The organism is Kocuria sp. 2SI (assembly GCF_005502825.1).
GTDB lineage: Bacteria > Actinomycetota > Actinomycetes > Actinomycetales > Micrococcaceae > Kocuria > Kocuria palustris.
On record NZ_SCNB01000011.1, the window covers coordinates 38388 to 62935 of the forward strand.

20 protein-coding genes are annotated in these 24548 nt (G+C 71.3%); 11 read left to right on the forward strand and 9 right to left on the reverse strand.

All coding sequences use genetic code 11. The features are described 5' to 3' along the window. Positions 1–48: 48 nt before the first annotated feature. Both FFS25_RS07925 and FFS25_RS07930 read right to left on the reverse strand, forming a co-directional pair. Positions 49–1788, reverse strand: coding sequence for an ABC-F family ATP-binding cassette domain-containing protein (locus tag FFS25_RS07925; protein ID WP_137802480.1), 1740 nt, complete (start codon positions 1786–1788; stop codon positions 49–51). A gap of 174 nt (positions 1789–1962) precedes the next feature. Then, on the reverse strand, positions 1963–3381 hold the full coding sequence (locus tag FFS25_RS07930) for an amino acid permease (RefSeq protein WP_349654417.1): 1419 nt from the start codon (positions 3379–3381) through the stop codon (positions 1963–1965). Between the two features lie 113 nt (positions 3382–3494). Between FFS25_RS07930 and FFS25_RS07935 the strand changes: the two genes are divergently transcribed. The 4 genes from FFS25_RS07935 (at position 3495) to FFS25_RS07950 (ending at position 9184) form a co-directional block, all read left to right on the forward strand. Beyond that, positions 3495–4169, forward strand: coding sequence for a TetR/AcrR family transcriptional regulator (locus FFS25_RS07935; protein WP_171004138.1), 675 nt, complete (start codon positions 3495–3497; stop codon positions 4167–4169). Between the two features lie 83 nt (positions 4170–4252). After that, a complete protein-coding gene (locus FFS25_RS07940) occupies positions 4253–6715 on the forward strand; it encodes an MMPL family transporter (RefSeq protein WP_137802482.1) in 2463 nt (820 codons plus the stop codon). Between the two features lie 208 nt (positions 6716–6923). Then, the gene (locus tag FFS25_RS07945) at positions 6924–7493 is read left to right on the forward strand and encodes a Dps family protein (RefSeq protein ID WP_137802483.1); all 570 of its coding nucleotides are present in this window, start codon (positions 6924–6926) and stop codon (positions 7491–7493) included. Between the two features lie 233 nt (positions 7494–7726). Continuing rightward, positions 7727–9184, forward strand: a complete 1458-nt coding sequence (locus FFS25_RS07950; protein ID WP_024289430.1) for an MDR family MFS transporter — start codon at positions 7727–7729, stop codon at positions 9182–9184. 63 nt (positions 9185–9247) lie between these two features. On the opposite strand, the gene FFS25_RS07955 is transcribed toward FFS25_RS07950, so the two are convergent. Beyond that, positions 9248–12106 carry an FAD-binding and (Fe-S)-binding domain-containing protein gene (locus tag FFS25_RS07955; protein WP_137802484.1) on the reverse strand — a complete coding sequence of 953 codons (2859 nt, stop codon included), beginning with the start codon at positions 12104–12106 and terminating at the stop codon, positions 9248–9250. Between the two features lie 152 nt (positions 12107–12258). Between FFS25_RS07955 and FFS25_RS07960 the strand changes: the two genes are divergently transcribed. Together FFS25_RS07960 and FFS25_RS07965 are read left to right on the forward strand one after the other, a co-directional pair. Then, entirely contained in the window at positions 12259–12540 is a 282-nt protein-coding gene (locus FFS25_RS07960; protein WP_137802485.1) for a hypothetical protein, read from the forward strand. Positions 12541–12588: 48 nt separating this feature from the next. Then, on the forward strand, positions 12589–14583 hold the full coding sequence (locus FFS25_RS07965; RefSeq protein WP_137802486.1) for an alpha-amylase family protein: 1995 nt from the start codon (positions 12589–12591) through the stop codon (positions 14581–14583). A gap of 103 nt (positions 14584–14686) precedes the next feature. On the opposite strand, the gene FFS25_RS07970 is transcribed toward FFS25_RS07965, so the two are convergent. Continuing rightward, on the reverse strand, positions 14687–15982 hold the full coding sequence (locus tag FFS25_RS07970) for an MFS transporter (RefSeq protein ID WP_137802487.1): 1296 nt from the start codon (positions 15980–15982) through the stop codon (positions 14687–14689). After that, on the reverse strand, positions 15983–16651 hold the full coding sequence (locus tag FFS25_RS07975) for a DUF1801 domain-containing protein (RefSeq protein WP_137802488.1): 669 nt from the start codon (positions 16649–16651) through the stop codon (positions 15983–15985). A 56-nt stretch (positions 16652–16707) separates the two neighbouring features. Here FFS25_RS07975 and FFS25_RS07980 point away from each other — a divergent pair, with 56 nt between their 5' ends. After that, positions 16708–17442, forward strand: a complete 735-nt coding sequence (locus FFS25_RS07980) for a Crp/Fnr family transcriptional regulator (protein ID WP_249933820.1) — start codon at positions 16708–16710, stop codon at positions 17440–17442. Positions 17443–17461: 19 nt separating this feature from the next. Here FFS25_RS07980 and FFS25_RS07985 read toward each other — a convergent pair whose 3' ends face one another. The 4 genes from FFS25_RS07985 to FFS25_RS08000 all read right to left on the reverse strand — a co-directional run bounded on the left by FFS25_RS07985 (position 17462) and on the right by FFS25_RS08000 (position 19910). Beyond that, entirely contained in the window at positions 17462–18388 is a 927-nt protein-coding gene (locus FFS25_RS07985; protein WP_249933821.1) for a patatin-like phospholipase family protein, read from the reverse strand. A 61-nt stretch (positions 18389–18449) separates the two neighbouring features. Next, positions 18450–19208 carry a GntR family transcriptional regulator gene (locus FFS25_RS07990; protein WP_249933822.1) on the reverse strand — a complete coding sequence of 253 codons (759 nt, stop codon included), beginning with the start codon at positions 19206–19208 and terminating at the stop codon, positions 18450–18452. Between the two features lie 4 nt (positions 19209–19212). Continuing rightward, the gene (locus FFS25_RS07995; RefSeq protein WP_212742731.1) at positions 19213–19683 is read right to left on the reverse strand and encodes a PTS sugar transporter subunit IIA; all 471 of its coding nucleotides are present in this window, start codon (positions 19681–19683) and stop codon (positions 19213–19215) included. Next, positions 19680–19910, reverse strand: a complete 231-nt coding sequence (locus tag FFS25_RS08000; RefSeq protein ID WP_006215397.1) for a PTS sugar transporter subunit IIB — start codon at positions 19908–19910, stop codon at positions 19680–19682. Before FFS25_RS08000 ends, FFS25_RS07995 begins: the two co-directional genes overlap by 4 nt. A gap of 175 nt (positions 19911–20085) precedes the next feature. Between FFS25_RS08000 and FFS25_RS08005 the strand changes: the two genes are divergently transcribed. Genes FFS25_RS08005 through FFS25_RS08020 form a run of 4 tightly spaced genes read left to right on the forward strand, consistent with a single transcriptional unit; the run spans position 20086 to position 24484 of the window. Then, positions 20086–21351 (forward strand): PTS transporter subunit EIIC, encoded by a 1266-nt coding sequence (locus FFS25_RS08005; RefSeq protein WP_171004139.1) that lies wholly within the window; start codon positions 20086–20088, stop codon positions 21349–21351. A gap of 4 nt (positions 21352–21355) precedes the next feature. Further along, positions 21356–22105, forward strand: coding sequence for a glucosamine-6-phosphate deaminase (gene nagB / locus FFS25_RS08010; RefSeq protein WP_502704725.1), 750 nt, complete (start codon positions 21356–21358; stop codon positions 22103–22105). After that, positions 22102–23238, forward strand: a complete 1137-nt coding sequence (nagA, locus tag FFS25_RS08015) for an N-acetylglucosamine-6-phosphate deacetylase (RefSeq protein WP_137802491.1) — start codon at positions 22102–22104, stop codon at positions 23236–23238. Before nagB ends, nagA begins: the two co-directional genes overlap by 4 nt. A gap of 40 nt (positions 23239–23278) precedes the next feature. Next, positions 23279–24484, forward strand: coding sequence for an aminotransferase-like domain-containing protein (locus FFS25_RS08020; RefSeq protein WP_137802492.1), 1206 nt, complete (start codon positions 23279–23281; stop codon positions 24482–24484). The last annotated feature ends 64 nt before the right edge of the window (positions 24485–24548 follow it).

Genomic DNA, 24548 nt, shown 5'->3' on the forward strand with positions numbered 1-24548 from the left:
TTCGGGCCATGCTCCTGTGGGGGAGGCCTCCGGGGCGGGGCTGACCGCTCAGGTGCCGAGCTCCAGGTGGTGCCCGCGCCACCGATCGCGGATCCAGCGGTCGTGCGTGCACAGCACGACCGTCCCCGGCCAGTCCGCCAGCGCGCGCTCGAGATCCTCGGCCAGCCCCAGGGACAGGTGGTTCGTCGGCTCATCGAGCAGCAGCACGTCCGCCGAGGCGGCCAGCACCCGCGCCAGCTCGAATCGCTGCCGCTGCCCGGGAGAGAGCTCGTGCAGGGGACGCTGCAGGTCCTCGGGGCGCAGCAGTCCCAGCTCCACCGGCCCCGGCGGCTGCGTCCGCTCGACGTGGGGTTCGCGCGCGGCCTCGGCGGCCAGCTCCGTCGCCGCCAGAAGCCCAGCCGGCGTCGGGGGCTCCCTCGGGTCGGTCGACGGGCACGCCGCGAGGCCATCCCCGGCGGCCTGTGCCAGGACGGCCATCCGCAGGCCGTCGCGGCGCAGGACCTGGCCGGTGTCGGGCGCCACGGAGCCGTCGAGGACTCCGATGAGCGTGGACTTGCCCGCGCCATTGGGCCCGGTGAGCAGGACGTGCTCGCCGCGGCGCACCACCAGGTCCTGGGCGCTCAGCCGTCCGGAGACCCCGGCCCCGTCGAGGACCAGCACCGCCTCGGAGGGGCTTCCGGGGGCCGGCGCAGGCACCTCGCCCAGGCGCAGCGGGACGGGCGGCGGCGGCACGGCCTGGCGCTGCAGCTCCTCCAGGTGCCGGTGCGCCGCCCGTGTGCGTCGGTTCAGCGTGGTGGCGGCACGGTCGGCGTAGAACTTCTGCGCGATCCGCGCCTCGGACCTGCCACTCGAGCGGTGGAAGACATCGGCGTGCTCGAGCCGGGCCTCCGCCTCCCATCGCTGCCGCTGCTGCTCCTGCTCCCGCCAGCGGGCCGCCCAGGTGCTGCGCAGCTGCTCGCGCTGCTCGAGATAGCTCGAGAAGCCGCCGCTGAACAGCGTCCCCATGCGCCCGCCCCCGCGTCCTTCCGGGTCCAGGCCGGGGTCGAGGTCGACCACGGCATCGGCGGCGGCATCCAGCAGCCACCGATCGTGGCTGGCCAGCAGCACCGGCCCGCGCCAGGAGTCCAGCTCGGCCACGAGGAAGTCCGCGGCCTCGTCGTCGAGGTGGTTCGTCGGCTCGTCGAGCAGCAGCGCATGCGGGGTGTGCAGCAGCGCGGCGGCCAGGTCGAGCCGTCGCCGCTGGCCGCCGGAGAGCTCCTGCAGGGGGCGGCTGCGGGGCAGAGCGCCCAGGCCCAGTCCGTCCAGCACGGTCTCGACCCTGGCCTCCAGGCTCCACAGGCTCCGGTGCTGCGCTTCGGTCAGAGCCTCGTCCCACTGCTGTGCGAGGGAGGAGGGGTCATCGGGTGGTGGGTCTGCGGCCATCCGGGCGGCCAGGGCCTCGATCCGGTGCTCGAGGGCGCGCAGGGGTGCGGCGGCCTGTCGGAGCAGGTCCGCGATGGTCCCGTCCCGACCGGCCGCAGCCGGCATCTGCTCGAGCACGCCGAGGGACTCAGGCGCCTCGACGATGCCGTGATCCGGCAGCGCGGCTCCGCTGAGGAGGCGCAGCGCCGTGGACTTGCCGCTGCCGTTCTCGCCGATCAGCCCGACCGTCCGTCCGGGCGGCACGGTCAGCGACACATCCGTCAGGACGTGCTGCTCCGGACGGGAGTCGTATCGGAAGGAGACGCCGTCGAGGCGCAAGGGGCTTGGGGCCGAGGCAGTGGAGGGGTGGGCACGCTGTGGGTGCATGGGGGCTCCTGGAGGATCGCGGGATCCCCACCGGGCGCGCCGGTCGCAGCATCAGGTGCGACAGGGGCCTCGGGCGTGGGGCGGCGGCGACTCACAGGAACATGGCGGTCACTCTAGCGGCCCCGCCGGGAGCCGTCGAGGGCCTCTGCGCGGGGCCGCGCTGCCGCGGTGCCCTCAGACCCGGTCTGCGGTGGCCAGCTCGGGGCGGCGGCGGGCGAGGGCGGCACCGATGACCCACAGGACGACCACCAGGGCACCGGTGGCCAGCAGCTGGAAGCGCACGTCCGGCACACCCATGCCCAGCACGATGATGGCCGCGATGATGGCCAGCGCCAGGTAGTTGACGTAGGGGAAGCCGCGGCCCTTCACGGGCATGGGGGTCCCGTCGCGCTCGGCGCGTCGGCGCAGGATCAGGTGGGAGACGATCGTGGCCACCCACGTGACGATCAGGGTGGAGCCCACGATGTTGAGCAGGATGCCCAGCACGGCCTCGGCCCACAGGTAGTTCAGCAGCACGCCCACGAACCCCAGGGCGACCGAGGCGAGCACGGACAGCAGGGGGACGCGGCGGCCGTCGACCCGGTGCAGGCCCGCCGGGGCCAGGCCGCGCTCGGACAGCGAGTAGACCATGCGGGAGGCGCCGTAGAGGTTCGCGTTCAGCGACGACAGCAGGGCGACCACGATGATCACTCCGAGCACCGCGCCCAGCCCGGGCAGGCCGGCGGCGTCCAGGGTGGCCACGAACGGCGAGGCCAGCAGCTCGTCCGAGTCCCAGGGCAGGGCGATCACCATGAGCGCGACCGAGCCCATGTAGAAGATCAGGATGCGCCACACGATGGTGCGCACCGCGCGGCGGATGTTCTGCGCGGGGTTCTCGGTCTCGGCGGCCGCCACCGCCACGATCTCGATGCCGCCGAAGGCGAAGGCCACCACGAGCAGGCCCGCGGCCACGCCGCCCAGGCCCAGGGGGAAGAAGCCGCCGTGATCGCTCAGGTTGCTCAGCCCCGGGGACTCGGTCGGCGTGCCGCCGAGCAGGAACACGATGCCCACGATGAGGAAGGCCACCACGGCGCCGACCTTGATCATGGAGAACCAGAACTCGAACTCGCCGAACTTCCCCACGCCGAGCATGTTGACCGCGGTGAAGGCGACCATGAACACGAGGGCCAGCACCCACTGGGGGAAGACGGGCCACAGGCCGTTGAGCAGCTGCGCGGCTGCCGTCGATTCGGCGGCGATCACCAGGCATAGCTGCAGCCACCACAGCCATCCGACCGTGAAGCCGGCGGCCGGGCCGAGTGCTCGGGATGTGTAGACGGAGAAGGCCCCGGAGGAGGGGTGGGCGGCGGAGAGCTCTCCCAGGCTGCGCATCATGATGATCACCACGAGCCCGGCGATGACGTAGGAGAGCAGGACCGCGGGACCAGCGGTGTGGATGCCGGCGCCCGAGCCCACGAACAGACCTGCGCCGATCGCGGAGCCGAGGCTCATCATCACGAGATGACGGCCCTTCATCCCGGCGCCGAGGCTGGAGGATCCGATGGGTGCGGCGGCGCTGTCCGGCGCGTCCGCGCGGGAGGAGGGAGAGCTCATGCCGGTGAATCTAACACCGGAGGCGGTGCCGTCCTGCGCGAGTGTCACGGGGTGAGGCATTGCACCCGGTGCAACATTGCTCTCAGTGCAAGGTGCCCGCTAGGGTCCACTGCGTGAAACTGTCATGCCGCACTCCGCCGACGGACAAGCGCGAGGCCACCAAGTGGCGTAATCGCCGGGCGATCGTCGGGGCCGCCGCGCAGCTCACGGCGGAGCACGGGATCGACGGATTCAGCGTCGAGAGCCTCGCCGAGCGGGCGGGCGTCTCCCGGCGCACGAGCTTTAACCACTTCTCCTCGGTGGACGAGGCGATCTTCGCGTCGTTCGCATCCAAGGTCGATCAGCTCTACGTGGAGGTCGAGAAGGCCTTGGGGGGCGAGCCGTTCGCGACGCTGTCGGAGGCGTGCCTCGCCTTCACCGCCGCCCTGCGCTCGGTCGACATCCTCACGCCCGTGCATCCGTCCATCGTCCTGCTCTCGGCCATGGACCAGGAGCGGCAGCGTCCGAATGCCGAAAGGCTGCGCAGCGAGGAGATCTGGATGATCGGGCTCATGGAGGGCATGGTGCGCGACTGCGTCGACTCCCTCCATGAGCGCATGGGCGAGGCCGAGCTCTGGGAGATCCGCCTGCTCGTGGAGATGGCCATCGCCGCGATGTCCTCGAGCGTCAAGCAGTGGGCCGAGACCACGGACCAGACGCTCTCCGAGCGCAACCGCCGCACCTGGACCACCCTGTTAGATCGGTCGCTGACGCGGCTCGAGACCGGGTTCGCCCGGCCCGAGCCCTGAACGCACCGAGACTCCTGCATTCCCCGAAACAACCGCCGGGCGGCGTCGCTGCTCGGAACCGTCTCCTGAAGGGAGCCACGCCAGTGGCCAAGTTCCTCTACCGCCTGGGCCGGGGCGCAGCCACCCGCGCCTGGGTGGCGATCATCACCTGGCTCGTCCTGCTGGGCCTCGCCGGGGGCGCCTTCGCGGCGTTCGGCGGGACCCTGTCCAACTCCTTCGAGATCCCGGGCACCGAGACCCAGCAGCTGGCCGACCGTCTGGCCGACGAGCTGCCCGAGGCCAATCAGGGCATGGGAACGGTCGTCTTCAGCACCGAGGACGGCTCGGAGTTCACGGATGAGCAGAAGACCGAGATCGGCGAGGCTCTGGATGCCGCGGCGGACGTGGACGGCATGGCCTCGGCCATGAACCCGTTCGACGCCCAGGCGGATCTCGACGATCAGCGCGACCAGGTCGAGGAGGGCGCCGAGCAGCTGCCCCAGCTGATCGAGCTGCGCGACAGCGGCCGTCTCGATGCTGCCGTGCAGGCCGGCATGCTGCCCGAGGGCACCACAGCCGAGTCGGTCACGCAGCAGGAGCAGCAGCTGCAGGTCGGCCAGGACACCATGGACATGATGGGCGACTACGGCTTCGTGTCGCCCGAGGGGTCCACCGCGGTCGCCACGGTGAACTTCGACGAGGACCAGATGTCCATCGAGCAGTCCACCAAGGACGATCTGATGGCTGCCGTCGAGGATCACCCAGTCGACGGCGTGGAGGTCGACTACTCCACGGAGATCGCCCAGGAGATGTCGGCGATGGGCGCCGGCGAGATCGTGGGCGTGGTCGTGGCGGTCGTGGTCCTGCTGATCATGCTGCGCACCGCGGTCGGCGCGGCCCTGCCGGTGCTGACCGCGTTCGTGGGCGTGGGCTTCTCCACCATGCTGGCGCTGTCGCTGTCGGGACAGGTGCAGATGGCCTCGGTGACCCCGATGCTCGGCGTGATGCTGGGCCTGGCCGTGGGCATCGACTACTCCCTGTTCCTGCTCAACCGCTACCGCACCGAGCTGCGCCGCGGCACGGAGGTCACGGAGGCCATCGGCCTGGCCACGGGCACTGCCGGCTCGGCCGTGGCCTTCGCAGGCATGACCGTGATGATCGCGCTGATCGGCCTGTCCGTCACGGGCATCCCCTTCTTGGCGCTCATGGGCGCCGTGGCCGCGCTCGCCGTGCTGGTGGCCGTGCTGATCACGCTGACCCTGACTCCTGCCCTGCTCGGGCTGGTGGGCAAGCGCCTGCTGCCCAAGTCGCAGCGCGATGTCACGGTGGATGAGGCCGAGCACGTCAAGACGCCCCTGGCCGTGCGGCGCCCGCTGCCCGTGCTCCTGGCGGCAGTGGCCGCGCTGGCGATCCTGGCGATCCCCATGGGCTCCATGCGCCTGGGCCTGCCGGACGGCTCCACCGAGCCGCAGGACTCGACCCAGTACCGGGCCTACGAGACCGTCGCCGAGGACTTCGGTGCCGGCAAGAACGGCCCCATGACGGTGGTGGCCGATCTGCCCGAGGATGCCGACGAGCAGTCGGCTCAGGAGCTGCAGCTGGCAGTCGGCCAGGAGGTCTCCGAGCTCGACGACGTCGCCTCCGTGGTCCCCTCGCCGATCGATGTCGACTCGGGCATGGCGCTGCTGCAGGTCGTGCCCGAGAGCGGGCCGTCCGATGAGGCGACCGAGACCCTCGTGGACGACATCCGCGGCCTGTCCGGGAACGTGGAGGCGGCCGGTGATCCGACGATCGGCGTGGCCGGCATGACGGCGGCCAACATCGATGTCTCGCAGGTCCTCTCCGATGCGCTGCCCGTCTACCTGGCGGTCGTCGTGGCGATCTCGATGGTCCTGCTGATCCTGGTGTTCCGCTCGATCCTGGTGCCGGTGATCGCGTCGCTCGGCTTCCTGCTGTCGCTGCTGGCGGCCTTCGGCGCCGTCGTGGCGGTTTACCAGTGGGGCTGGCTGAGCTGGCTGTTCAACGTCACCGAGCCCGGGCCGGTGCTCAGCTTCCTGCCCACGCTGATGGTCGGCATCCTGTTCGGCCTGGCGATGGACTACCAGCTGTTCCTGGTCACCGGCATGCGCGAGGCCCATGTCCACGGCTATCCGGCGCGGACCGCGGTGGTCCGCGGCATGGTGGGCGGCCGGGCCGTGGTGACCGCGGCGGCGATCATCATGACCTCGGTCTTCGCGGGCTTCATCTTCTCCCACATGGCGATGATCCGGCCCATGGGCTTCGGTCTGGCCACGGGCGTGCTGTTCGACGCCTTCCTGGTCCGCATGACGATCATCCCGGCGCTGATGACGCTGCTGGGGGAGAAGGCCTGGTGGTTCCCGCGCTGGCTGGATCGCATCCTGCCGAACGTGGATGTGGAGGGCGAGTCCCTGCAGCAGGGCAAGCCCCAGGCCGAGGCCGCGGCCTCGCGCGACGAGCGGCTGGCCCGGGAGGTCGTCGCCGCAGAGGAGGAGCAGGCGCTGGCCGGATCCTCCCGGTCCTCGCGGGGCAGGCACGCAGCCGAGTGAGCCGGGCCCTCGGCTGAGCGGCGCCCCGGGCCCCCGCGAGGGGACCCGGGGCGCCGCTCGTTCTGCCTCTTGTTTATCGTGAACAGCTCTGGATAACGCACCCGAAGGGTGCCATCATGGAGGCATGGAGACATCCGCCGACTGATCAGATCGATCGGGCTCCGCCAGACGCGGAGCGCAGGCTGATGGCGACGGAAGGAGCAGAACCATGGCTGAGGCATTCCCGAACAACGCCAAGTACACCCTGCCCGGATTGACCGCTGAGCAGGGCAACCGCATCGCGACGATCCTGCAGGACCGCCTGTGGGCCCTCAACGACCTTCAGCTCGTTCTCAAGCACGCGCACTGGAACGTTGTGGGCCGCAACTTCATCGGAGTCCACGAGATGCTGGATCCCCAGGTCGACGAGGTCCGCGCGGCCGTCGACGACATCGCCGAGCGCATCGCCGCGCTGGGCTACTCCCCGGACGGCCGCGCCAGCTCGCTGGTGCAGGGCCGCACCTGGGATGACTACTCCGTGGGCCGGGCCGGTGCGCTGGAGCACCTCGGCGCCCTCGATCTGGTCTACAGCGGAGTCATCGAGTCCCACCGCAAGGCCATCGACGAGGTCGGCGAGCTCGACCCGGTCACCGAGGACATGCTGATCAGCCAGACCGGCGGCCTCGAGGCCTTCCAGTGGTTCGTGCGCGCCCACCTGGAGAACGACGAGGGCGATCTCGCCACCCGCGGCGCGACCTCCGAGAACGACGCCGCCCAGCGCGCCGTCGGCAACGGCTGAGCGAGCTGAGCGCCCCGCTCGGTCCGCCTGAGCGGCATTGAGGGAAGGGCCCCGACGACTCCGGTCGTCGGGGCCCTTCCCTCTGAGCGCCCCGCTCGGCGCCCAGAGGGTGGGACGCCCCTCACACTGTGCTCTCACCGCATGTCCGGGCATGTAGCGTGCTGCGGCATCCCTGTGCGCCTCAGCCCCGGCCCGGGACGCCGAACCCCCGCCCAGAAGTCCAGGAGGAACCCGTGTCGCCCTCAGTCGAAGAGCCCCGGCCCGCGCAGCCCGACCTCGAGCCGGCGCGCGTGCGCACCCTGCTGGTCATCCTCATCACCGCCGCGTTCGTGGTGATCCTCAACGAGACGGTGCTCTCCGTCGCGCTGCCCGATCTCATGGACGAGCTGGACATCCCGGCACCCACCGCGCAGTGGCTGACCACAGGCTTCATGCTCACGATGGCCGTGGTCATCCCCACGACCGGTTTCGTGCTCCAGCGCTTCGCCCACCGCCGGGTGTTCATGGCGGCCATGGTCCTGTTCACCCTGGGCACCCTGCTGGCCATGCTGGCCCCCGGATTCCCCGTGCTCATGGTCGGGCGCGTGATCCAGGCCTGCGGCACCGCGCTGATGCTGCCGCTGCTGATGACCACCGTGCTCAACGTGATCCCGGTCGAGCGCCGCGGCTCCGTGATGGGGCTGATCTCCGTGGTGATCTCGGTGGCCCCGGCCGTGGGGCCCACGATCTCCGGGCTGATCCTGGACTCGCTGAGCTGGCGGTGGCTGTTCGCGATCATGCTCCCGATCGCGCTGGCCGCCCTGGCTCTGGGTGCGTGGCTCATGCCCGCCATGGGGGAGCAGCGCCGAGTGGGCCTGGACCTGATCTCGGTGCCGCTGTCCGTGCTGGGCTTCGGCGGGCTGGTCATGGGGCTCAACGGCATCGGAGCCTCGGACGCGGCCATCCCGGCGGTGCCGGCCTTCGTCGTCGGCGTGATCGCGCTGGTGCTGTTCGTGCTGCGCCAGCGCTCGCTGCAGCGCGAGGATCGCGCCCTGCTGGATCTGCGCCCGTTCACCTACCGCGTCTACACGATCTCGCTCGGGCTGATGATCGTGTCCTTCGGCGGCCTGTTCGGGATGATCATCCTCCTGCCCATCTACCTGCAGTCGGTGCAGGGCCACTCCACGCTGACCACTGGGCTGGTCATGCTGCCGGGCGGTCTGATCATGGGCCTGCTCTCCCCGTTCGTCGGACGGCTCTACGACCGCCACGGCGCGCGGGTCCTGGTCATCCCGGGGACGATCCTGCTCAGCCTCGGCATGTTCACGCTGAGCCGGCTCGCGCTGGAGACCCCGCTGTGGACCGTCGTGATGGCCCACGTGATCATCTCCTGCGGCCTGGCCCTGCTGATCACGCCGCTGATGACCTCGGCGCTGGGAAGCCTGCCGCAGCCGCTCTACTCGCACGGCTCGGCGCTGCTGAACACCCTGCAGCAGGTGGCGGGCGCGGCCGGCGGCGCCCTGTTCATCACGCTGATGTCCGTGGGCACCCTGGCCGCCGTCCGGGGAGGGGAGTCGGAGCTGGAGGCCACGGCGCACGGCGTCCATGTGGCCTTCCTGGTGGGCTTCGGGATCGCCCTGGTGGCGCTGGCGCTCTCGTTCGTCGTCCCGCGCAAGCCGGCGAGCCCCGCGGGGCGCCAGACCCTGGACTGATCGACGCACTGCCGTGAAGGCGCCCGGTCCGGGAGGACCGGGCGCCTTCCGTCTCTGTCACCGTCAGCGGGTGGCGGCCTCGAGGTGCTGCAGGACGTGGCGGTACGGCCTGCCGGTGGCCTCCGTCATCCCGAGCTCGCAGGTGCGGTTCAGGGAGGCGTAGGCGTCGAAGCCGTGCTCGCCCACCTCGGCGGCCTCCCGGCGCGTGGCCGAGGCGGTCAGCTCGGGGTGCAGCATCCCCCGGTCCCCGGCGTAGGCGCAGCAGCGCCACTCGAGGGGCACGACGACCTCCTCGGCCATGGCCTCGGCGATCTTTCGCAGGGATTCGTTGAGCCCGAGCTGGGTGGAGGAGCACGTGGGGTGCAGCGCCATCGACCCGAGGCGCTCGTGCACCTGCAGGCCGGGCAGCACCTCCCGGGCGACGAACTCCACCGAGTCCACGAAGCGCAGACCGGCCCAGGGGGAGTCCGGCCTGGCCGCCGCCTGCATGGCCTCGAGGCCCTCGGTGCACGACGACGCATCGCAGACCACCGGCAGGCGACCGTGGTCCGTGGCCTCCCAGAGCATCGGCAGCGTGGTCCGCGTCATCCGCTCGAAGCCCGAGGTCATGCCCTTGGACTTCCACGGCGTCCCGCAGCAGGTCGAGGCCAGTCCCTCGGGCACGGCGATCGGCACCCCTGCCCTCTCGCACAGCCGCAGCAGCGCCTGGGCCGCCGACGGCTCGCCGGCCTCGGAGCCGCCGAACATCGAGGACACGCAGGCGGCGAAGAGGACGGCCTGCGCCTCCGGAGGCGACTGCGGCTCGGGTCGGGGTCCTCCTCCTGCGGGCAGATGCTGCGAGTACAGCGGCACGCGATCCGAGCCGAGCACGGCTCGCGCCGCCGCGGTGGCCGCGCGGGGCAGAGCGGCGGGAACGGCGTCGGCCGCGCTCAGCGCGCCCGAGGCCGCCCGCACGCCCACGTCCCATCGACGCGCCGCCGTGTCCCAGCCGAGGTCCTCGATGCGGGAGGCGCTCTCCGCCCGCAGCCGTCGGACCAGATCGCCGGTGTCGATGTCCACGGGGCAGGCCGTCGAGCACATGCCGTCCACGGCACATGTCTGCTCCCCCAGGTAGGCGTACTCCCGCAGCAGGGCCTCGGCCTGCTCCCTGTCCCCGCGCTGCTCGGCGTCGCGGATCTCGCGACGCCCCACGATGCGCTGGCGCGGCGTGAGCGTCAGATCCTGCGACGGGCACACCGGCTCGCAGTAGCCGCACTCGACGCAGCGATCGACCTCCTCCTCGACCGTGGGAGCGATCTTGAGGTCCTGGAGGTAGCAGCGGGGATCGTCGTTGAGGATCACGCCCGGGTTGAACGCCCCGCGCGGGTCTACGAGGGCCTTGAGCTCGCGCATGACCTCGTAGAGCTCGTCGCCGTACTGGCGGCGCACGAACGGCGCCATGATCCGCCCGGTGCCGTGCTCGGCCTTCAGCGAGCCTCCGGCGTCCAGGATGAGCTCGACCATCTCGTCGGTGAAGCGCTCGTAGCGCGCCAGCCCGTTCGTGTCTGCGAACTGCTCGTTGAGCATGAAGTGGACGTTGCCGTCCTTGGCATGGCCGAAGATCACCGACTGCTCGTAGTCGTGGGCGTCGAACAGGCGGTTGAGCTCGTTGCAGGTCTCGCCCAGGCGCTCCACCGGGACCACGACGTCCTCCAGCAGCGCGTTCGCCCCGGAGGGCCGGTTCCCGGCGACGGCGGCGTACAGGCCCTTGCGCACGGTCCACAGCCCGGCGCGGGCTGCGGCATCGCTGGTGAGCCCGGGGTCGGCCGACAGGTCCAGGCCGACGAAGTGCTCCCGCGCCGCACCGCTGCGCTCGGCGAGGTCCTCCGGGCTCGACCCGTTGTACTCGACCAGCAGCGCGGCGTGATCGGCCACGTCGATGTCCATGATCTGGCGCGGTGCGGTGCCGGAGGACTGGGCCACCCGCAGCGAGGTCGCGTCCATGAGCTCCACGGTCGCCGAGCCGATCTCCACGAGCCCGGGCACCGAGGAGGTGGCCTCCAGCAGCGTGGGGAACACGAGCAGGCCGGTGGCGACCTCAGGGGCGATCTCGACGGTGCGAAGCACAGCCTCGGCCACGAAGCCCAGCGTGCCCTCCGAGCCGATCATCAGCCGCTGCAGGATCCGCACCGGCTCGGTCTCGTCCAGGAACGCGTTGAGGCCGTAGCCCATGGTGTTCTTCATGGCGAAGAGCCGCTCGATGGTCGCTGTGGAGGCGGCATCACCCGTGACACGGCGGCGCAGGCGCAGCAGACCCTCGTGCAGCTCGGGCTCGGCCTCGCGCAGCTGCCGGTCGGCGTCGTGGTCCGCGGTGTCCAGGACCGTGCCCGAGGGCAGCACCATCACCATGGACTCGAGCGTGCGGTAGGTGTTCTGCTCCGTGCCGCAGTGCATGCCCGAGGAGTTGTCCGCGATGACCCCGCCCAGGGTGCAGGCGGACTCGCTGGCGGGGTCGGGGCCGAGCTTGCGCCCGTACGGGGCCAGCACCGCGTTGACCTCCCGCACCGTGCTGCCCGGGCGCACCCGCACCCGCGCCCCGTCGTCCAGGACCTCGACGCCGCGGAAGTGCCGCCGCACGTCCACGAGGACCTGGTCCGTGACGGCCTGCCCGGACAGCGACGTCCCGCCCGAGCGCAGGGTCAGGCCGGTGTCGTGACGCTCCAGGATCCGCAGCAGGGACCCGAGCTCGTCGGCCGAGTGGGGGCGGACCAGGGCGCGGGGTTGCAGGAGGTAGTGGGAGGCGTCGTGCGCGGCTGCTCGGCGCTCGAGCTGCGAGTCCACGAGCTGGCCCGGCCAAGCGCCGAGATCCCGCAGCAGGGGATCCTGCGGCTCCTGCGGGGCGCGGGAGGCGAGTCTGGCGGGCAGCGGCAACGTTGACTTCATGAGACTGATTCTCCCACGCTCGCACGGGGATCGCGTGATCTGCGTCGCTGTTCGACGACCCGTGGCCGTCGGCGGGGAGACTCTCGGCGCCGACTCCATCGGCGGAGTTTCCGGCGGGAACGACCGAGCCCTCTGGGATCTATGCTCCTGCCATGATCTCGATCGGGCCCCTCGTCGTCCTGGGCATCGCGCTTCTCGTCATCGTCGCTCTGGTGCTCATCATCGTGGTGGTGATCGTGCGCGCCTCCACCGACCGCTCGCGCCGACGTCCCGGCTCAGGCGCCGATGGCGCGGCCCTGGGCGGGGCCACGTACGCGGACTCCCAGGGCTGGGGCTCCGACGACAGGCACCATGACAGCGGCTCGGGCTGGTTCGGCGGCGGCGACTCCGGCGGCGATTCCGGCGGGGGCGACGGCGGCGGCGGAAGCGACTGAGCGGGTCACCGCTTTGCTCCGGGGGCCGCGGCAGGGAAGCATGGAGCCATGGCCTCTGATTCCCGCGCATCCGTCGTGTCCGACCGTCCTGAGCTGAGCGATCTCTCGAGCACGACCGAGGCCGTCGAGGCCGCCCGCAATCGGGCCGTCGCGCAGCTGCGCGAGCTCGTGGCCGAGCGGAAGGTCGCCCCGTGGCAGGCCGCCGGGTTCCTCGAGCGCTTCGATGAGCACTTCCCGGCGCTGCTCGAGCTCTTCCGGCGCACCTACGGATCGGGTGAGAAGGCCGCCGTCGTCGTGGTGGAGATGGGAGCGCAGCTGGCCAGCGCGTGGGCGCGGCGCCCCGCGGAGCTGCGCGCGGTGGACGACACCCGCGGCGAGGATCCCGAGTGGTACCTGCGTCCCACGGAGGTGGGCGGGGTCTGCTACATCGACCGCTGGGCCGGCGATCTGGCGGGGCTGCGCTCGCGGATCCCGTACCTGCGCGAGCTCGGTCTGACGTACCTGCACGTCATGCCGCCCTTCAAGGTGCCTGCGGGCAACAGCGACGGCGGCTATGCGGTGTCGTCGTACCGAGAGCTGCGTCCCGATCTGGGGACCATGGCGGAGCTCGCGGACACCGCCGGGGAGCTTCGCGAGGCCGGCATCAGCCTGGTGGTCGACTTCGTGCTCAACCACACCGCCAGCGACCACAAGTGGGCGCAGCGGGCGAAGGCCGGGGACCCGGAGTTCGAGGAGCTGTACTGGATCTACCCGGATCGCGAGATGCCGGATGCCTTCGAGCGGACCACGCGCGAGATCTTCCCGGACGACCATCCCGGCTCCTTCACGCCCGTGGCCGCCGATGACCCCCGCTGGGTGTGGACCACGTTCCACGACTTCCAGTGGGATCTGAACTGGACCAATCCGCGCGTGCTGGCGCTCATGGCCCAGGAGATGCTCTTCCTGGCCAACCAGGGGGCGGAGGTGCTGCGCCTGGATGCGGTCGCGTTCCTGTGGAAGCAGCTCGGCACCACCTGCGAGTCGCTGCCGCAGGCGCACTGGATCGTGCAGACCCTCAACCGCGTCTGCCGCATCGCCGCCCCGGCCACGATCTTCAAGTCCGAGGCCATCGTCCACCCGGACGAGGTCGTGCAGTACGTCCACCCCGACGAGTGCCAGATCTCCTACAACCCCCTGCAGATGGCGCTGACCTGGGAGGCGCTGGCCACGCGGAAGGCCACGCTGCTCGACGACGCCCTGGCCGAGCGCCACGAGCTGCCCGCCGGGACCGCGTGGGTCAACTACGTCCGCAGCCACGACGACATCGGCTGGACCTTCTCCGACGAGGACGCCGCTCGCCACGGGATCGACGGCTACGGGCACCGTCGTTTCCTCAACGACTTCTACACGGGCCGCTTCGAGGGCTCCTTCGCCGACGGCGTCGCGTTCCAGTACAACCCCCGCACCGGCGACGCCCGCGTCTGCGGCACCACGGCCTCGCTGGCCGGCACGAGGACCGAGCCCGAGCTCGGCGTGCGCCGCGTGCTGCTGGCCCACGGCATCGCGTTCTCGACCGGCGGGCTGCCGCTGATCTACCTGGGCGACGAACTGGCGCAGACCAACGACGAGGACTGGGCGCAGGACCCCGATCAGGCCGGCGACGCCCGGTGGGCCCACCGCCCGCGCTTCCCGGAGGCGGCGTTCGAGCAGCGGCTGGACCGCTCGAGCGTCCCCGGGCAGGTCTATGCGGGGCTGCGGCACATGCTGGCCGTACGTGCGGCGACCCCGGAGCTCGACGGCGCGGATCTGATCGGCTTCGACGCCGGCAGCGAGCACCTGGTCGCGTATCAGCGCCCGGGTCTGGATCCGGAGGGGCGCCCGTCGGTGATCCTCAGCCTGGCCAACGTCTCCGAGGAGTCGGTGCGGGTCGAGGCCCTGACGCTGTCGGGCTTCGAGCCGGAGGCGACCTCGCTGCTGGCCGAGCAGGACACGGCGCTCGATCTCTCGCAGGGCTTGGAGGTCGGCCCGCTGGAGACCCTGTGGCTGAGGGTGCGCGCCCGCTGAGGCACCGCTCGCCGCTGTCGTTGAGGCCGCAGTTGCGCAGCTGATCAGCGCTGATCGACTGCGCGCGTGCGGCCTCGACGGCGGGCCAGCGGGGCAGCCGGCCTCAGGCGTCGGCGAGGTCCTGATCGACCGTGTGGTTGCCGCCCAGCATGAGCCCCGCGCCTATCAGCAGCACGGCGCTGGTGATGAGTAGCGCCAGGGGAGCGGTCCAGCCGCCGGTGACTTCGCGCAGCAGTCCCACCACGAACGGGCCGGCCGCCGCGAACAGGTAGCCCACCGGCTGGGCGAAGCCCGAGAGACGAGCCGTGGTCTCCGGGGTGCCCGAGCGCGTCACGATCAGCGACAGCGCCAGCGGGAACGTGAACTGGCCGATGCCCAGCAGCAGCACCCAGGCGATCATCCCGGCAGCAGGCGCCAGCAGGAGGCCGAGCCAGCCGCTGAGCATGCACAGGCCCAGGGCAGTGGTCCACACGGTGATCCGCTGCGAGCGGGCGGCGATCTGCGGCATGAGCAGCCCGCCGGGGATGCCGAACAGGGACATGCTGCCCACCAGCAGGGCCGCCGTGCCTGCTGAGACGCCGGCGTCGCGGTAGATCTGCGCGAGCCAGCCGAACTGGACGTAGGCGTTCATGGACTGCAGGCCGAAGAACGCGCACAGCGCCACCGCGGTGCGGGAGCGGTGGATCGGCAGACCGGTGGCGCGCTCGCCGACCCCCTGATCCCGGCCGCGCACACGCAGCAGCATGACGGCCCAGATCACCGCGGCGATCAGGGCCACCACGGCCCAGGTGCCCAGCGCATAGTGCCACCCGGCGCCCTGGCCGCCCAGGGACAGCAGCGGAGCGGTGGCCAACATCGGAAGCGCCGCGCCGAGGCCGAGCCCTACGGTGTATACGGAGGTGACGGCCGCCGTGCGCTGTCCCGAGTAGCGCTTGATGACGGCCGGAACGAGCACGTTGCCCAGGCCCATCCCCGTCAGCGCGAGGGCGCTCAGCAGCAGGAAGACCACGGCGGAATCGGTCACGGAGCGCACCAGCCCTGCGACGCCCACCAGCACCAGGCCGCCGCAGATGGTCCCCACGAGACCGAATCGCCGTGCGATGCCCACCGCGGTGAGCCCTGCGAGGCCGAAGATCAGCCCGGGAAGCGCCGTCAGGATGCCGGCGACGGCCGCGGAGACGCCCAGGCCGCTCTGGATCTCCTCCAGCACGGGGCCCACCGAGGTGGCGATCGGGCGCAGGTTCAGGGAGACCGCGGCGGCGGCCAGCACCAGCAGCGTCAGGGACAGCGCGGCCGGCGACGGACCCGCGGCCGGCCGGACCTGCGCAGATCCCTCGAGCGGCGGTTCGACGGGGCGATCCTGCGGGGGCTCCGGGATCTCAGGGGTCGACGACGGCATTCAGCAGCTCCTGGGCGCGGAGGTCCAGGCGTGGCGCACCAGCTGCTCCAGGACGTCCGGATCGATGTCGGCGAGCTTGTTCACGTACACGCAGGACACCGCGGTGCGGTGCTTGCCGAGCCGCCCCAGCAGCTCCTCGGAGCGGGGATGGCCTTGCAGCCGGTACAGGCTCACGGCCGACTTCCGCGGGCTGAAGCCCACCCGGAAGGTGTCGCCCTCGCGTCCGGTCGCATAGCGGTAGTGGATCTCCCCGTAGCCGATCATCGACGGTCCCCACATGACCGCCGGCTGCTCTGTGACTCGGTCGAAGAGCTCGAGCAGGGCGCGGCCGTCGTCGACGCGGCGCTGCGGAGACAGCCCGTCGATGAACTCCGCCGGGCTGACGTCGGTGGGGTGCGTCTTGAGGTCGGCAGCACCCTCCCCGGTGTGTCCTGCGGTGACCACGGCGTCGCGGGGCTGCGGTTCGGGAACGTCCCCGCCCAGCGACATCCCCCGCTCCTCGAGGGCGGCCTGCAGCCGCTCCAGAGCGCGGGCGCCCACGCCGTGCAGCGCCAGCAGGTCGTCGTGATCCGCACCGTCAAGGGACTCGAGGCTCGTGTGCCCCGCGGATTCCAGGGCGCGGCGAGCGGGCGCGACGAGGCCGCCGATCCTGTCCAGGGGAGTGGTCATGGCCCGAGCGTACGGGAGAATGGGAGTCCCGCCGTCCTGAGCCGAAAGAGGATGAGATGTCCGCGAGCTGCCGCTGCTGCCAGGGTGATCAGGCCCGGGTCGATGCCTCCGGGCGCGTGCGGATGGACCCCGACCACCGTCTGGCCTGCGTCAGCCGGGTACCCATCTTCCGGGATCTGCCGGAGGGGGATCGGCGCCGGATCGCCGCCCGCGCCACGACCCGCCTGGTCCCCAAGGGCGAGGTGGTGCAGCAGCAGGGCGGCATGCCCGCGCTGCAGATCGTCCACTCCGGGCAGGTCAAGCAGTGCCTGCTGGCCGAGGACGGCACCCAGCGGCTGCTGCGGATCCTGGGGCCGGGGGAGTTCATGGGCGAGCACTCGGTGCTCACCGGACGGCCCGCCCCGCGGGAGGCCACGGCCATGACGGTCTCCCAGGTCTGCACGCTCTCGCGCCTGGACGTCCAGCAGTGGCTCGAGGAGACCCCGCAGCTCGCGCTGAGCCTGCTCGATGCCGTGACCGCCCGGCTCGAGGACACCGAGGCGCGGCTCAGCGAGCTCGTGGGCACCACGGTGGGTCACCGTCTGGGCGAGTACCTGGCCGGTGCCGCCGACGGGGTCGAGGGCGTGCCGTTCGACCTCCCGATCAGCAAGCGGGACCTCGCCCAGCTGCTGGGCACCACTCCCGAAACCATCTCCCGGAAGCTGCGGGCGCTGTCGGACGAGGGCCTGCTGCGTGTGGGGCCCGGTCGGCGGATGGTCGTCACGGACATCGCGGGCATCCTGAGGGCCTGAGCCGACGGGGCCCCGGGTCTCACACGCCCAGGAAATCCCGCCAGGACGGCAGCTCGCGCTGCGCCTGCAGGTAGCCGGCGGCGTAGGAGGCCTGCAGCCTGGGCAGGCGGCGCTCGCCGTTGGAGACCGGCATGTGGTCCGGGACGAAGACCATGGCATCGCCCGAGGCCTCGAGGTCGAAGACCTGCTCGCGCATGCGGTTGTAGTTCTCCGCGCGGGCCTCGAGCGCCTCCACGACGGCCGGCAGGTCACGGAACCGACGGCGAATCACGGCGCTGAAGCGCTCGGCCGCCTTGGTGAAGCCGCGCTCCTGGCTCAGCACGATCAGGAACTTGGTGTAGCCGTCGACCTGCGCGGCATCCAGCGGGATGCCGCCGGAGGGGCCGATCGCGCCGTCGTAGTAGAGGTCGCCGTCGCGCTCGACCGGCGGCATCACCAGCGGCATGGACGACGACGCCCGGGCCAGGCGCATCAGATCCAGCTCGCTGCGGATCGCCTCCCGTCCGACGTAGTGCATGGTGCCCTTCGAGGCGTTGAACGTCCCGATCCGGAACGAGGCCGGGTTGGCCAGGTAGGTCTGGTAGTCGAAGGGCAGAGGACCGCCCGGTCCGGCCGCATCCTCGTAGATGAACTGGGAGTTCAGCAGACCGTGGCCGCGGGCGAAGGTGGAGAGGTTCCCGAAGTCCGGCTCCTGCGAGAACTCCACGAAGGACCGGCGCGCCCGCCAGATGTCCCGGGACAGGTAATGCGCGGTGTGGCTGGCCCCGGCGGAGATCCCGCAGACGTAGTCGATGTGGATGCCCGCGCTGAGCAGCGTGGTGACCACTCCGGCCGTGTAGCTGCCGCGCATGCCTCCGCCCTCGAAGACGAGAGCGACGTCCGTGACGTTGCTGGTCAGGGGCGCGCGGGGGATCTCGGGCGCTGACGTCGGGGGCTGCTGATCCACCTGACGGAGCCTACCTGCGCCTGACGACAGGCGTCAGTGCCCCGAGGTCCGGCGCCGAGCTTCAGCCCGTGACCTCCATCGACAGCTGATAGCGGTCGCCGCGGTACACGGAGATCGAGTACTCGATGGGGATCTCGCCGTCCGCGCCCAGGCTGTAGGAGCGGCGGTGGAACACCAGAACGGGCGCCCCGGGGGCGATGTCCAGCAGCTGGGCGTCCTCCGGGGACGCGCCGGCGGCCTGCACCGTCTGCTCTGCACGGGTGATCCCGACTCCGGTCTCGGCGAGCATGCCGTAGAGCGAGGCGGACCAGTCCGTCTCCACCGGCAGCACACCCTCGGGCACCCAGCAGTCGTCGACGCTGACGGGGGTGCCGTCGCCCAGGCGCAGACGCCGGATCCTCAGGGCCCGCGCGGCACCGAGGTGCGCGGCGGCGGTCGGCGGAGCGTCCTCTTGGCCGATCAGGACCGGCACGGTCGAGGGCGCGAGCCCTGCGGTGCGCATGTCCTCGTGGAAGGAGGCCAGATGCAGCCGAGAGCGGGCAGGGGACGGGGCCACGAAGGTGCCGCGTCCGTGCTCGCGCACCAGCAGACCGTCGCGCACGAGCTCGGCGATCGCGTGCCGCACGGTGATGCGCGAGACGCCGTGCTCCTGCTCGAGTCGCCGCTCCCCGGGCAGCTGATCGCCGGGGGAGAGCTCCTGTGTGATCAGGCGCGCCAGCTCCGCACGCAGGCGCTCGTGCTTGGCCGTCGGGGCCTGGTCCTGCGACGGAGGCGGCGACGCCTGCCGTTGCGGCAGCGACTGCGCGTCCGGAGCGGTCACGGCATCACGGCGCGGGCTGCAGTGCGAACAGAGGACCCAGAGCCTCGACGTGCGCGCCGGCAGTCGCTTTCAGCTCGAGGCGCTCGGGCGCAGTGTCCATGGCCACGACCGGAGTGCACAGGCTCAGTCCGGCCTCGCGCACCACGGCGGCGTCCACGCGCAGCATCGGATCGCCGGGCTGGACCGCCTGCTTCTTCTCGACCAGCACCTCGAACCCCCGGCCCTTCAGGCCCACGGTGTCCAGACCGACGTGGACCAGGACCCCGGTGCCATCCTCGGCGATCAGTGCGATCGCGTGCGGCATGGCCTTGAGCACCGTGCCGGCCACGGGGGCCACCACCTCGACGGTCGCGGCGTCGTCGGCGGGCATGAGCGCCAGGCCGGCGCCCACCATGCCCTGGGCGAAGACCGGATCCGGGACCTCGTCGAGCCCCATGATCCGCCCCGCGAACGGGACGCGGATCTGGAGGCTCACAGCAGGTCCTGGATGTCCTCGGCCAGGTTCTCGGCCTCGGGGCCCACCACGACCTGGACGATGCCGCCGGAGACCATGACGCCGTGGGCGCCGGCCGCCTTCAGCGCGGGCTCGTCGATCACGGAGGAGTCCGCGACCTCGGTGCGCAGGCGCGTGATGCAGCCCTCGATGTCCTCGACGTTCTGGGCGCCGCCGAGCGCTCGCAGGATGTCCTCGGCCTTCGACATGGTGTCCTCCTGGTCTCTGCCCGTCCGGCGGGCGTCGGGGCCCGGCTGTCGGGCATCGGGATCGCGGGGGAGCGGATGCTCCCAGGTCATTGACAGGTTCGCATGAGGTCGCGCACAGTGTCACCCATCACTGGTCATAACCAGTAGGGCAGAACGATACGGAGCGAGGAACCCCATGTCCACGGCGAATCCGGCGGCCGCGGCCGGCGACGGGGCAGGCGCGAGCCAGCCCGAGAAGAAGCCCTCGCGGGCCATGCAGCAGCTGCAGCGCTTCGGACGCAGCCTCATGCTCCCCATTGCCGCGCTGCCGGCGGCGGGCATCCTGCTGCGCCTGGGCCAGGACGACATGATCGGTCGGTTCGAGAACAGCGAGCTGCTGATGGGCGTGGCTGCGGTGCTGGCCGGGGCGGGCGACGCGCTGTTCGCGAACCTCGGCTACCTCTTCGCGGTGGGGCTGGCCTTCGGCTTCGCCAAGAAGGGAGACGGCTCCGCCGCGATGGCCGGTCTGGTCGGCTACCTGGTGCTGCTCGGCGTGTTCGATGCCATGGCCCCGATCGTGCTCGGCGCGCCGGAGGAAGGGGCGGAAGACCCTGTCATCAACTACGGCGTGCTCGGCGGCATCCTGGTCGGCGTGATCGCCGCCAAGCTGTGGGAGCGCTATCACCGCATCAAGCTGCCGGACTGGCTCGGGTTCTTCGGCGGGCGCCGCTTCGTGCCGATCGTCGTGGCCGCCATCTGCGTGCCCCTGGGCGTGGTCATGGCGCTGGTCTACCCGTTCTTCGACGCCGGCCTCACCTGGCTCAGCGATGCCGTGGCGCAGAACGCGGTCGTCGGCGGCGGCATCTACGGCGTCATCAACCGGCTGCTGATCCCTCTGGGCCTGCATCACATTCTGAACTTCCCCCTGTGGTTCCAGATCGGCGAGTACGACGGCGCCCACGGCGATATCTACCGCTTCTTCGCCGGTGATCCCTCGGCGGGCATCTTCACCACCGGCTTCTTCCCGATCATGATGTTCGCCCTGCCCGCAGCGGCCCTGGCGATCTACCACGAGGCCAAGCCGAAGAAGAAGAAGGTCACCGGCGGCATCATGCTCTCGATGGCCCTGACCGCGTTCGTCACCGGCATCACCGAGCCGCTCGAGTTCTCATTCATGTTCGTGGCCTGGCCGCTCTACCTGATCCACGCCGTGCTCACCGGCACGTCGATGGCCCTGGTCAACGCCCTGGACATCCACATGGGGTTCAGCTTCTCCGCCGGCGGGATCGACTACCTGATCAACTTCGGCCGGGCGCAGAAGCCGCTGCTGCTGCCGCTGATCGGCATCGGCTACGCGGTGGTCTACTACGTCCTCTTCCGCTTCGTGATCCGCAGGTGGAACCTGCGCACCCCGGGGCGCGAGGACGAGTCCGTGGACGCCGAGATGCAGGGAAAGGTCTGACGTGCTGCGGGTCGTCGTGGTCGAGTCGCCGCAGCGCGCCGGCGAGCTGGCGGGAGAGGCCGTGGCCGCCGTCGTCGCTGCGGCCGAGCGTCCGGTGCTGGGGCTGGCCACAGGCTCCAGCCCGCGGCCCGTCTACCGCGACCTGGCCCGCAGGGTCCACGACGGCAGCCTCAGCCTGGCGCGCACCCGGGCCTTCCTGCTCGACGAGTACCTCGGCCTGTCGAGCGAGGATCCTCGGTCCTACCGGGTGGAGATCGAGCGGGAGGTGGTCGAGCGAACCGACCTGCCGAGTGCGGCAGTGCGCGGCCTGGACGGTGCCGCCGAGGACGTCGAGGCCGAGTGCAGCGCCTATGAGCGGACCATCCGCGGCGCCGGCGGGATCGATCTGCAGCTGCTGGGGGTCGGCACCGACGGGCACATCGGCTTCAACGAGCCGGGCTCTGCGCTGGATTCGCGCACCCGCCCCTTGGAGCTGGCCCCGCGCACGCGGCAGGACAACGCCCGCTTCTTCGGCGACGATGCGGAGCAGGTTCCCACGCACTGCCTGACCCAGGGCATCGCCACGATCCTGGAAGCGGGCGAGCTGCTCCTGCTGGCCTTCGGGGACTCGAAGGCGGAGGCGATCCGCCAGGCGGTCGAGGGCCCGGTTACCGAGCGCTGGCCGGTCACCGCGCTGCTGCGCCATCCGCACGCGACCGTGGTCGTGGATCGGGCCGCGGCCTCCCTCCTGGAACGGGCAGACTCTTCGGCATGACCGAGCGCATCTTCCACTCCACGACCGTCGTCCTGCCCAGTGGTCCTGCCCGCGAGGCCTGGGTCGGGCTCGACGGGGAGCGGATCTCCTCCGTTCTCGAGGGGGCATCGACTGCCGATCTCGGGGGCGCGCCCGTCGAGGAGCTCGGCGACCGCATGCTGGCGCCCGGCTTCGTGGACCAGCACGTCCACGGCGGTGGGGGCGGTGCCTTCTCCGATGGTCCCGAGGGAGCGGCAGCCGCATTGAGCGCGCACCGCAGGGCGGGCACCACGACGTCGATGGCATCCCTGGTCACCGACACGATCGACAGCCTCGAGCAGCAGATTCGCGCGCTCGTGCCGTTGGCGCGGGCGGGGGAGCTCGCGGGGATCCACCTGGAAGGGCCGTGGCTGGCCGAGTCCCGCTGCGGGGCCCACACCCCGGAGCTGCTGCGGGACCCGCGCCAAGAGGACCTCGAGCGCCTGCTGGCCGCGGGGGAGGGCACGATCCGCATGGTGACCCTCGCCCCCGAGCGCAAGGGCGCCCTGGACGCGGTCCGGCTGCTCGCCGATCGGGGCGTGATCGCCGCGATCGGGCACACCGACGCCGATGAGGAGGTCGTCGGGCGGGCTCTCGAGGCCGGAGCGAGCGTGGCGACCCACCTGTTCAATGCCATGCCCTCGATCCATCACCGCACGCCAGGGCCCATTCCGCGTCTGCTCACCGACTCGCGTACGACCGTCGAGCTGATCGCCGACGGCGTCCACGTCCAGCCGTCCGTGCTGCGTCTGGCGATCGAGGCCAGTGCCGGTCCCTGGCTGCTGATCACCGATGCCATGGCCGCTGCCGCCGCTCCGGACGGTGCCTACCGCCTGGGGCCGCTCGACGTCGACGTGGTGGACTCCGTGGCTCGCATTCGCTCCACGGGAGCGATCGCCGGCTCGACCCTGACCCTGGATCGCGCCGTCCGCTTCGCGATCCAGGAGGTGGGGATCGACCCGGCCGACGCCGTCCGGGCGGCCTCTCAGACGCCCGCGGACCTGCTGGGACGGCCCGACCTGGGCCGTATCCAGGCCGGCGCCCGGGCCGATCTGGTCGTACTGGGCGACGACAGGACGGTCGAGCGGGTGATCCGCGGAGGCGTCGATCTCTGAGGTCACGGGCACGGGGGGCGGCAGTGGGATGATCGGAGTCATGACCGATCAGTCCTCCCCCTTCACCGGATTCCCCGTCTCGCCCGTCTATGACGGCATGACCTCGACCGCCGTGCGCGATCTGCTCGATGTGCTCTCCGTCCCCGGCGTCATCTCGTTCGCCGGGGGTGCTCCAGCCGCCGAGTCCTTCGAGATCGACGACGTCCGGGAGTGCTTCGACTGGGTCTTCGCGAACCGGGGCGCCAAGGCCCTGCAGTACTCGTCGACCCCGGGGGAGCCGGAGCTGCGCGAGCAGGCGGCCCGCCGCGTGTCGCGCACGCTGCCCACGACCGCGGATCAGATCCAGATCACCACGGGCTCGCAGGAGGCCATCTACCTGGCGGGCCACGCGATGCTGCGCCCCGGGGACGTCGTGCTCGTCGAGCGGCCCACATACCTGGCCGCGGTCCAGGCCTTCGCCTCCTCCGGCGCGCGGCTGATCGGGATCCCCTCCGACGACGACGGCGCCCAGCCAGAGGCGCTCGAGGAGCTGATCCGCGAGCACGACCCGCGCTTCGTCTACCTGATCCCCACGTTCCAGAACCCGTCGGGCGTGTCCATGCCAGCTCAGCGCCGTCGTGAGATCGCCGAGGTCCTGCTGCGCACCGGGGCCCCGCTGGTCGAGGACGACCCGTACGGCGAGCTGCGCTTCGAGGGCGAGACGGCCCCGCAGATCGCCGCGCTGCCCGGGATGGCGCGGCAGACGCTGCTGCTGAACTCGATGTCCAAGATCATGTCCCCGGGCATCCGCGTGGGCTGGATCCGCGGCGAGGGCCCCATCATGAACACGCTGTCGATCGCCAAGGAGGCCATGGGCCTGCACTCCTCGGTCGTGGATCAGCTGGCCGTGGCCCGCTACCTGGAGCACTACGACGTCGACGCCCACGTGGCCGAGGTCGCTGCGCTGTACCGGGGGCGCCGCGACGCGATGGCCGCAACGCTGCCGTCGATCCTCCCGGAGGGCGCCACCCTCACCCGTCCGGAGGGCGGCATGTTCCTGTGGGCCACCCTCGGCAACGGGATCGACACCACCGCGCTGCTGCCCATGGCCGTGCAGGAGGGCGTCGCGTTCGTGCCCGGGGCGTCGTTCTTCGCCCACGACCCGGACCGCACGACCATGCGGCTGTCCTACGTGACGAACCCGCCGGAGGTCATCGACGAGGGCGTCGAGCGGCTCGGGCGGGCGCTGCAGCGCTGGCGGGGCTGAGAGGCGAATCTCGATGCGGGGATGCATCCGAAACATCCGGAGCATAGGTCACCCTTGCATGAGA

Coding starts and splice junctions, on each gene's coding strand:
- FFS25_RS07925 (WP_137802480.1), bottom strand. CDS start 1,788: ATGCACCCACAGCGTGCCCACCCCTCCACTGCCTCGGCCCCAAGCCCC.
- FFS25_RS07930 (WP_349654417.1), bottom strand. CDS start 3,381: ATGAGCTCTCCCTCCTCCCGCGCGGACGCGCCGGACAGCGCCGCCGCA.
- FFS25_RS07945 (WP_137802483.1), top strand. CDS start 6,924: ATGGCTGAGGCATTCCCGAACAACGCCAAGTACACCCTGCCCGGATTG.
- FFS25_RS07955 (WP_137802484.1), bottom strand. CDS start 12,106: ATGAAGTCAACGTTGCCGCTGCCCGCCAGACTCGCCTCCCGCGCCCCG.
- FFS25_RS07960 (WP_137802485.1), top strand. CDS start 12,259: ATGATCTCGATCGGGCCCCTCGTCGTCCTGGGCATCGCGCTTCTCGTC.
- FFS25_RS07965 (WP_137802486.1), top strand. CDS start 12,589: ATGGCCTCTGATTCCCGCGCATCCGTCGTGTCCGACCGTCCTGAGCTG.
- FFS25_RS07970 (WP_137802487.1), bottom strand. CDS start 15,982: ATGCCGTCGTCGACCCCTGAGATCCCGGAGCCCCCGCAGGATCGCCCC.
- FFS25_RS07975 (WP_137802488.1), bottom strand. CDS start 16,651: ATGACCACTCCCCTGGACAGGATCGGCGGCCTCGTCGCGCCCGCTCGC.
- FFS25_RS07980 (WP_249933820.1), top strand. CDS start 16,708: ATGTCCGCGAGCTGCCGCTGCTGCCAGGGTGATCAGGCCCGGGTCGAT.
- FFS25_RS08000 (WP_006215397.1), bottom strand. CDS start 19,910: ATGTCGAAGGCCGAGGACATCCTGCGAGCGCTCGGCGGCGCCCAGAAC.
- FFS25_RS08005 (WP_171004139.1), top strand. CDS start 20,086: ATGTCCACGGCGAATCCGGCGGCCGCGGCCGGCGACGGGGCAGGCGCG.
- nagA (WP_137802491.1), top strand. CDS start 22,102: ATGACCGAGCGCATCTTCCACTCCACGACCGTCGTCCTGCCCAGTGGT.
- FFS25_RS08020 (WP_137802492.1), top strand. CDS start 23,279: ATGACCGATCAGTCCTCCCCCTTCACCGGATTCCCCGTCTCGCCCGTC.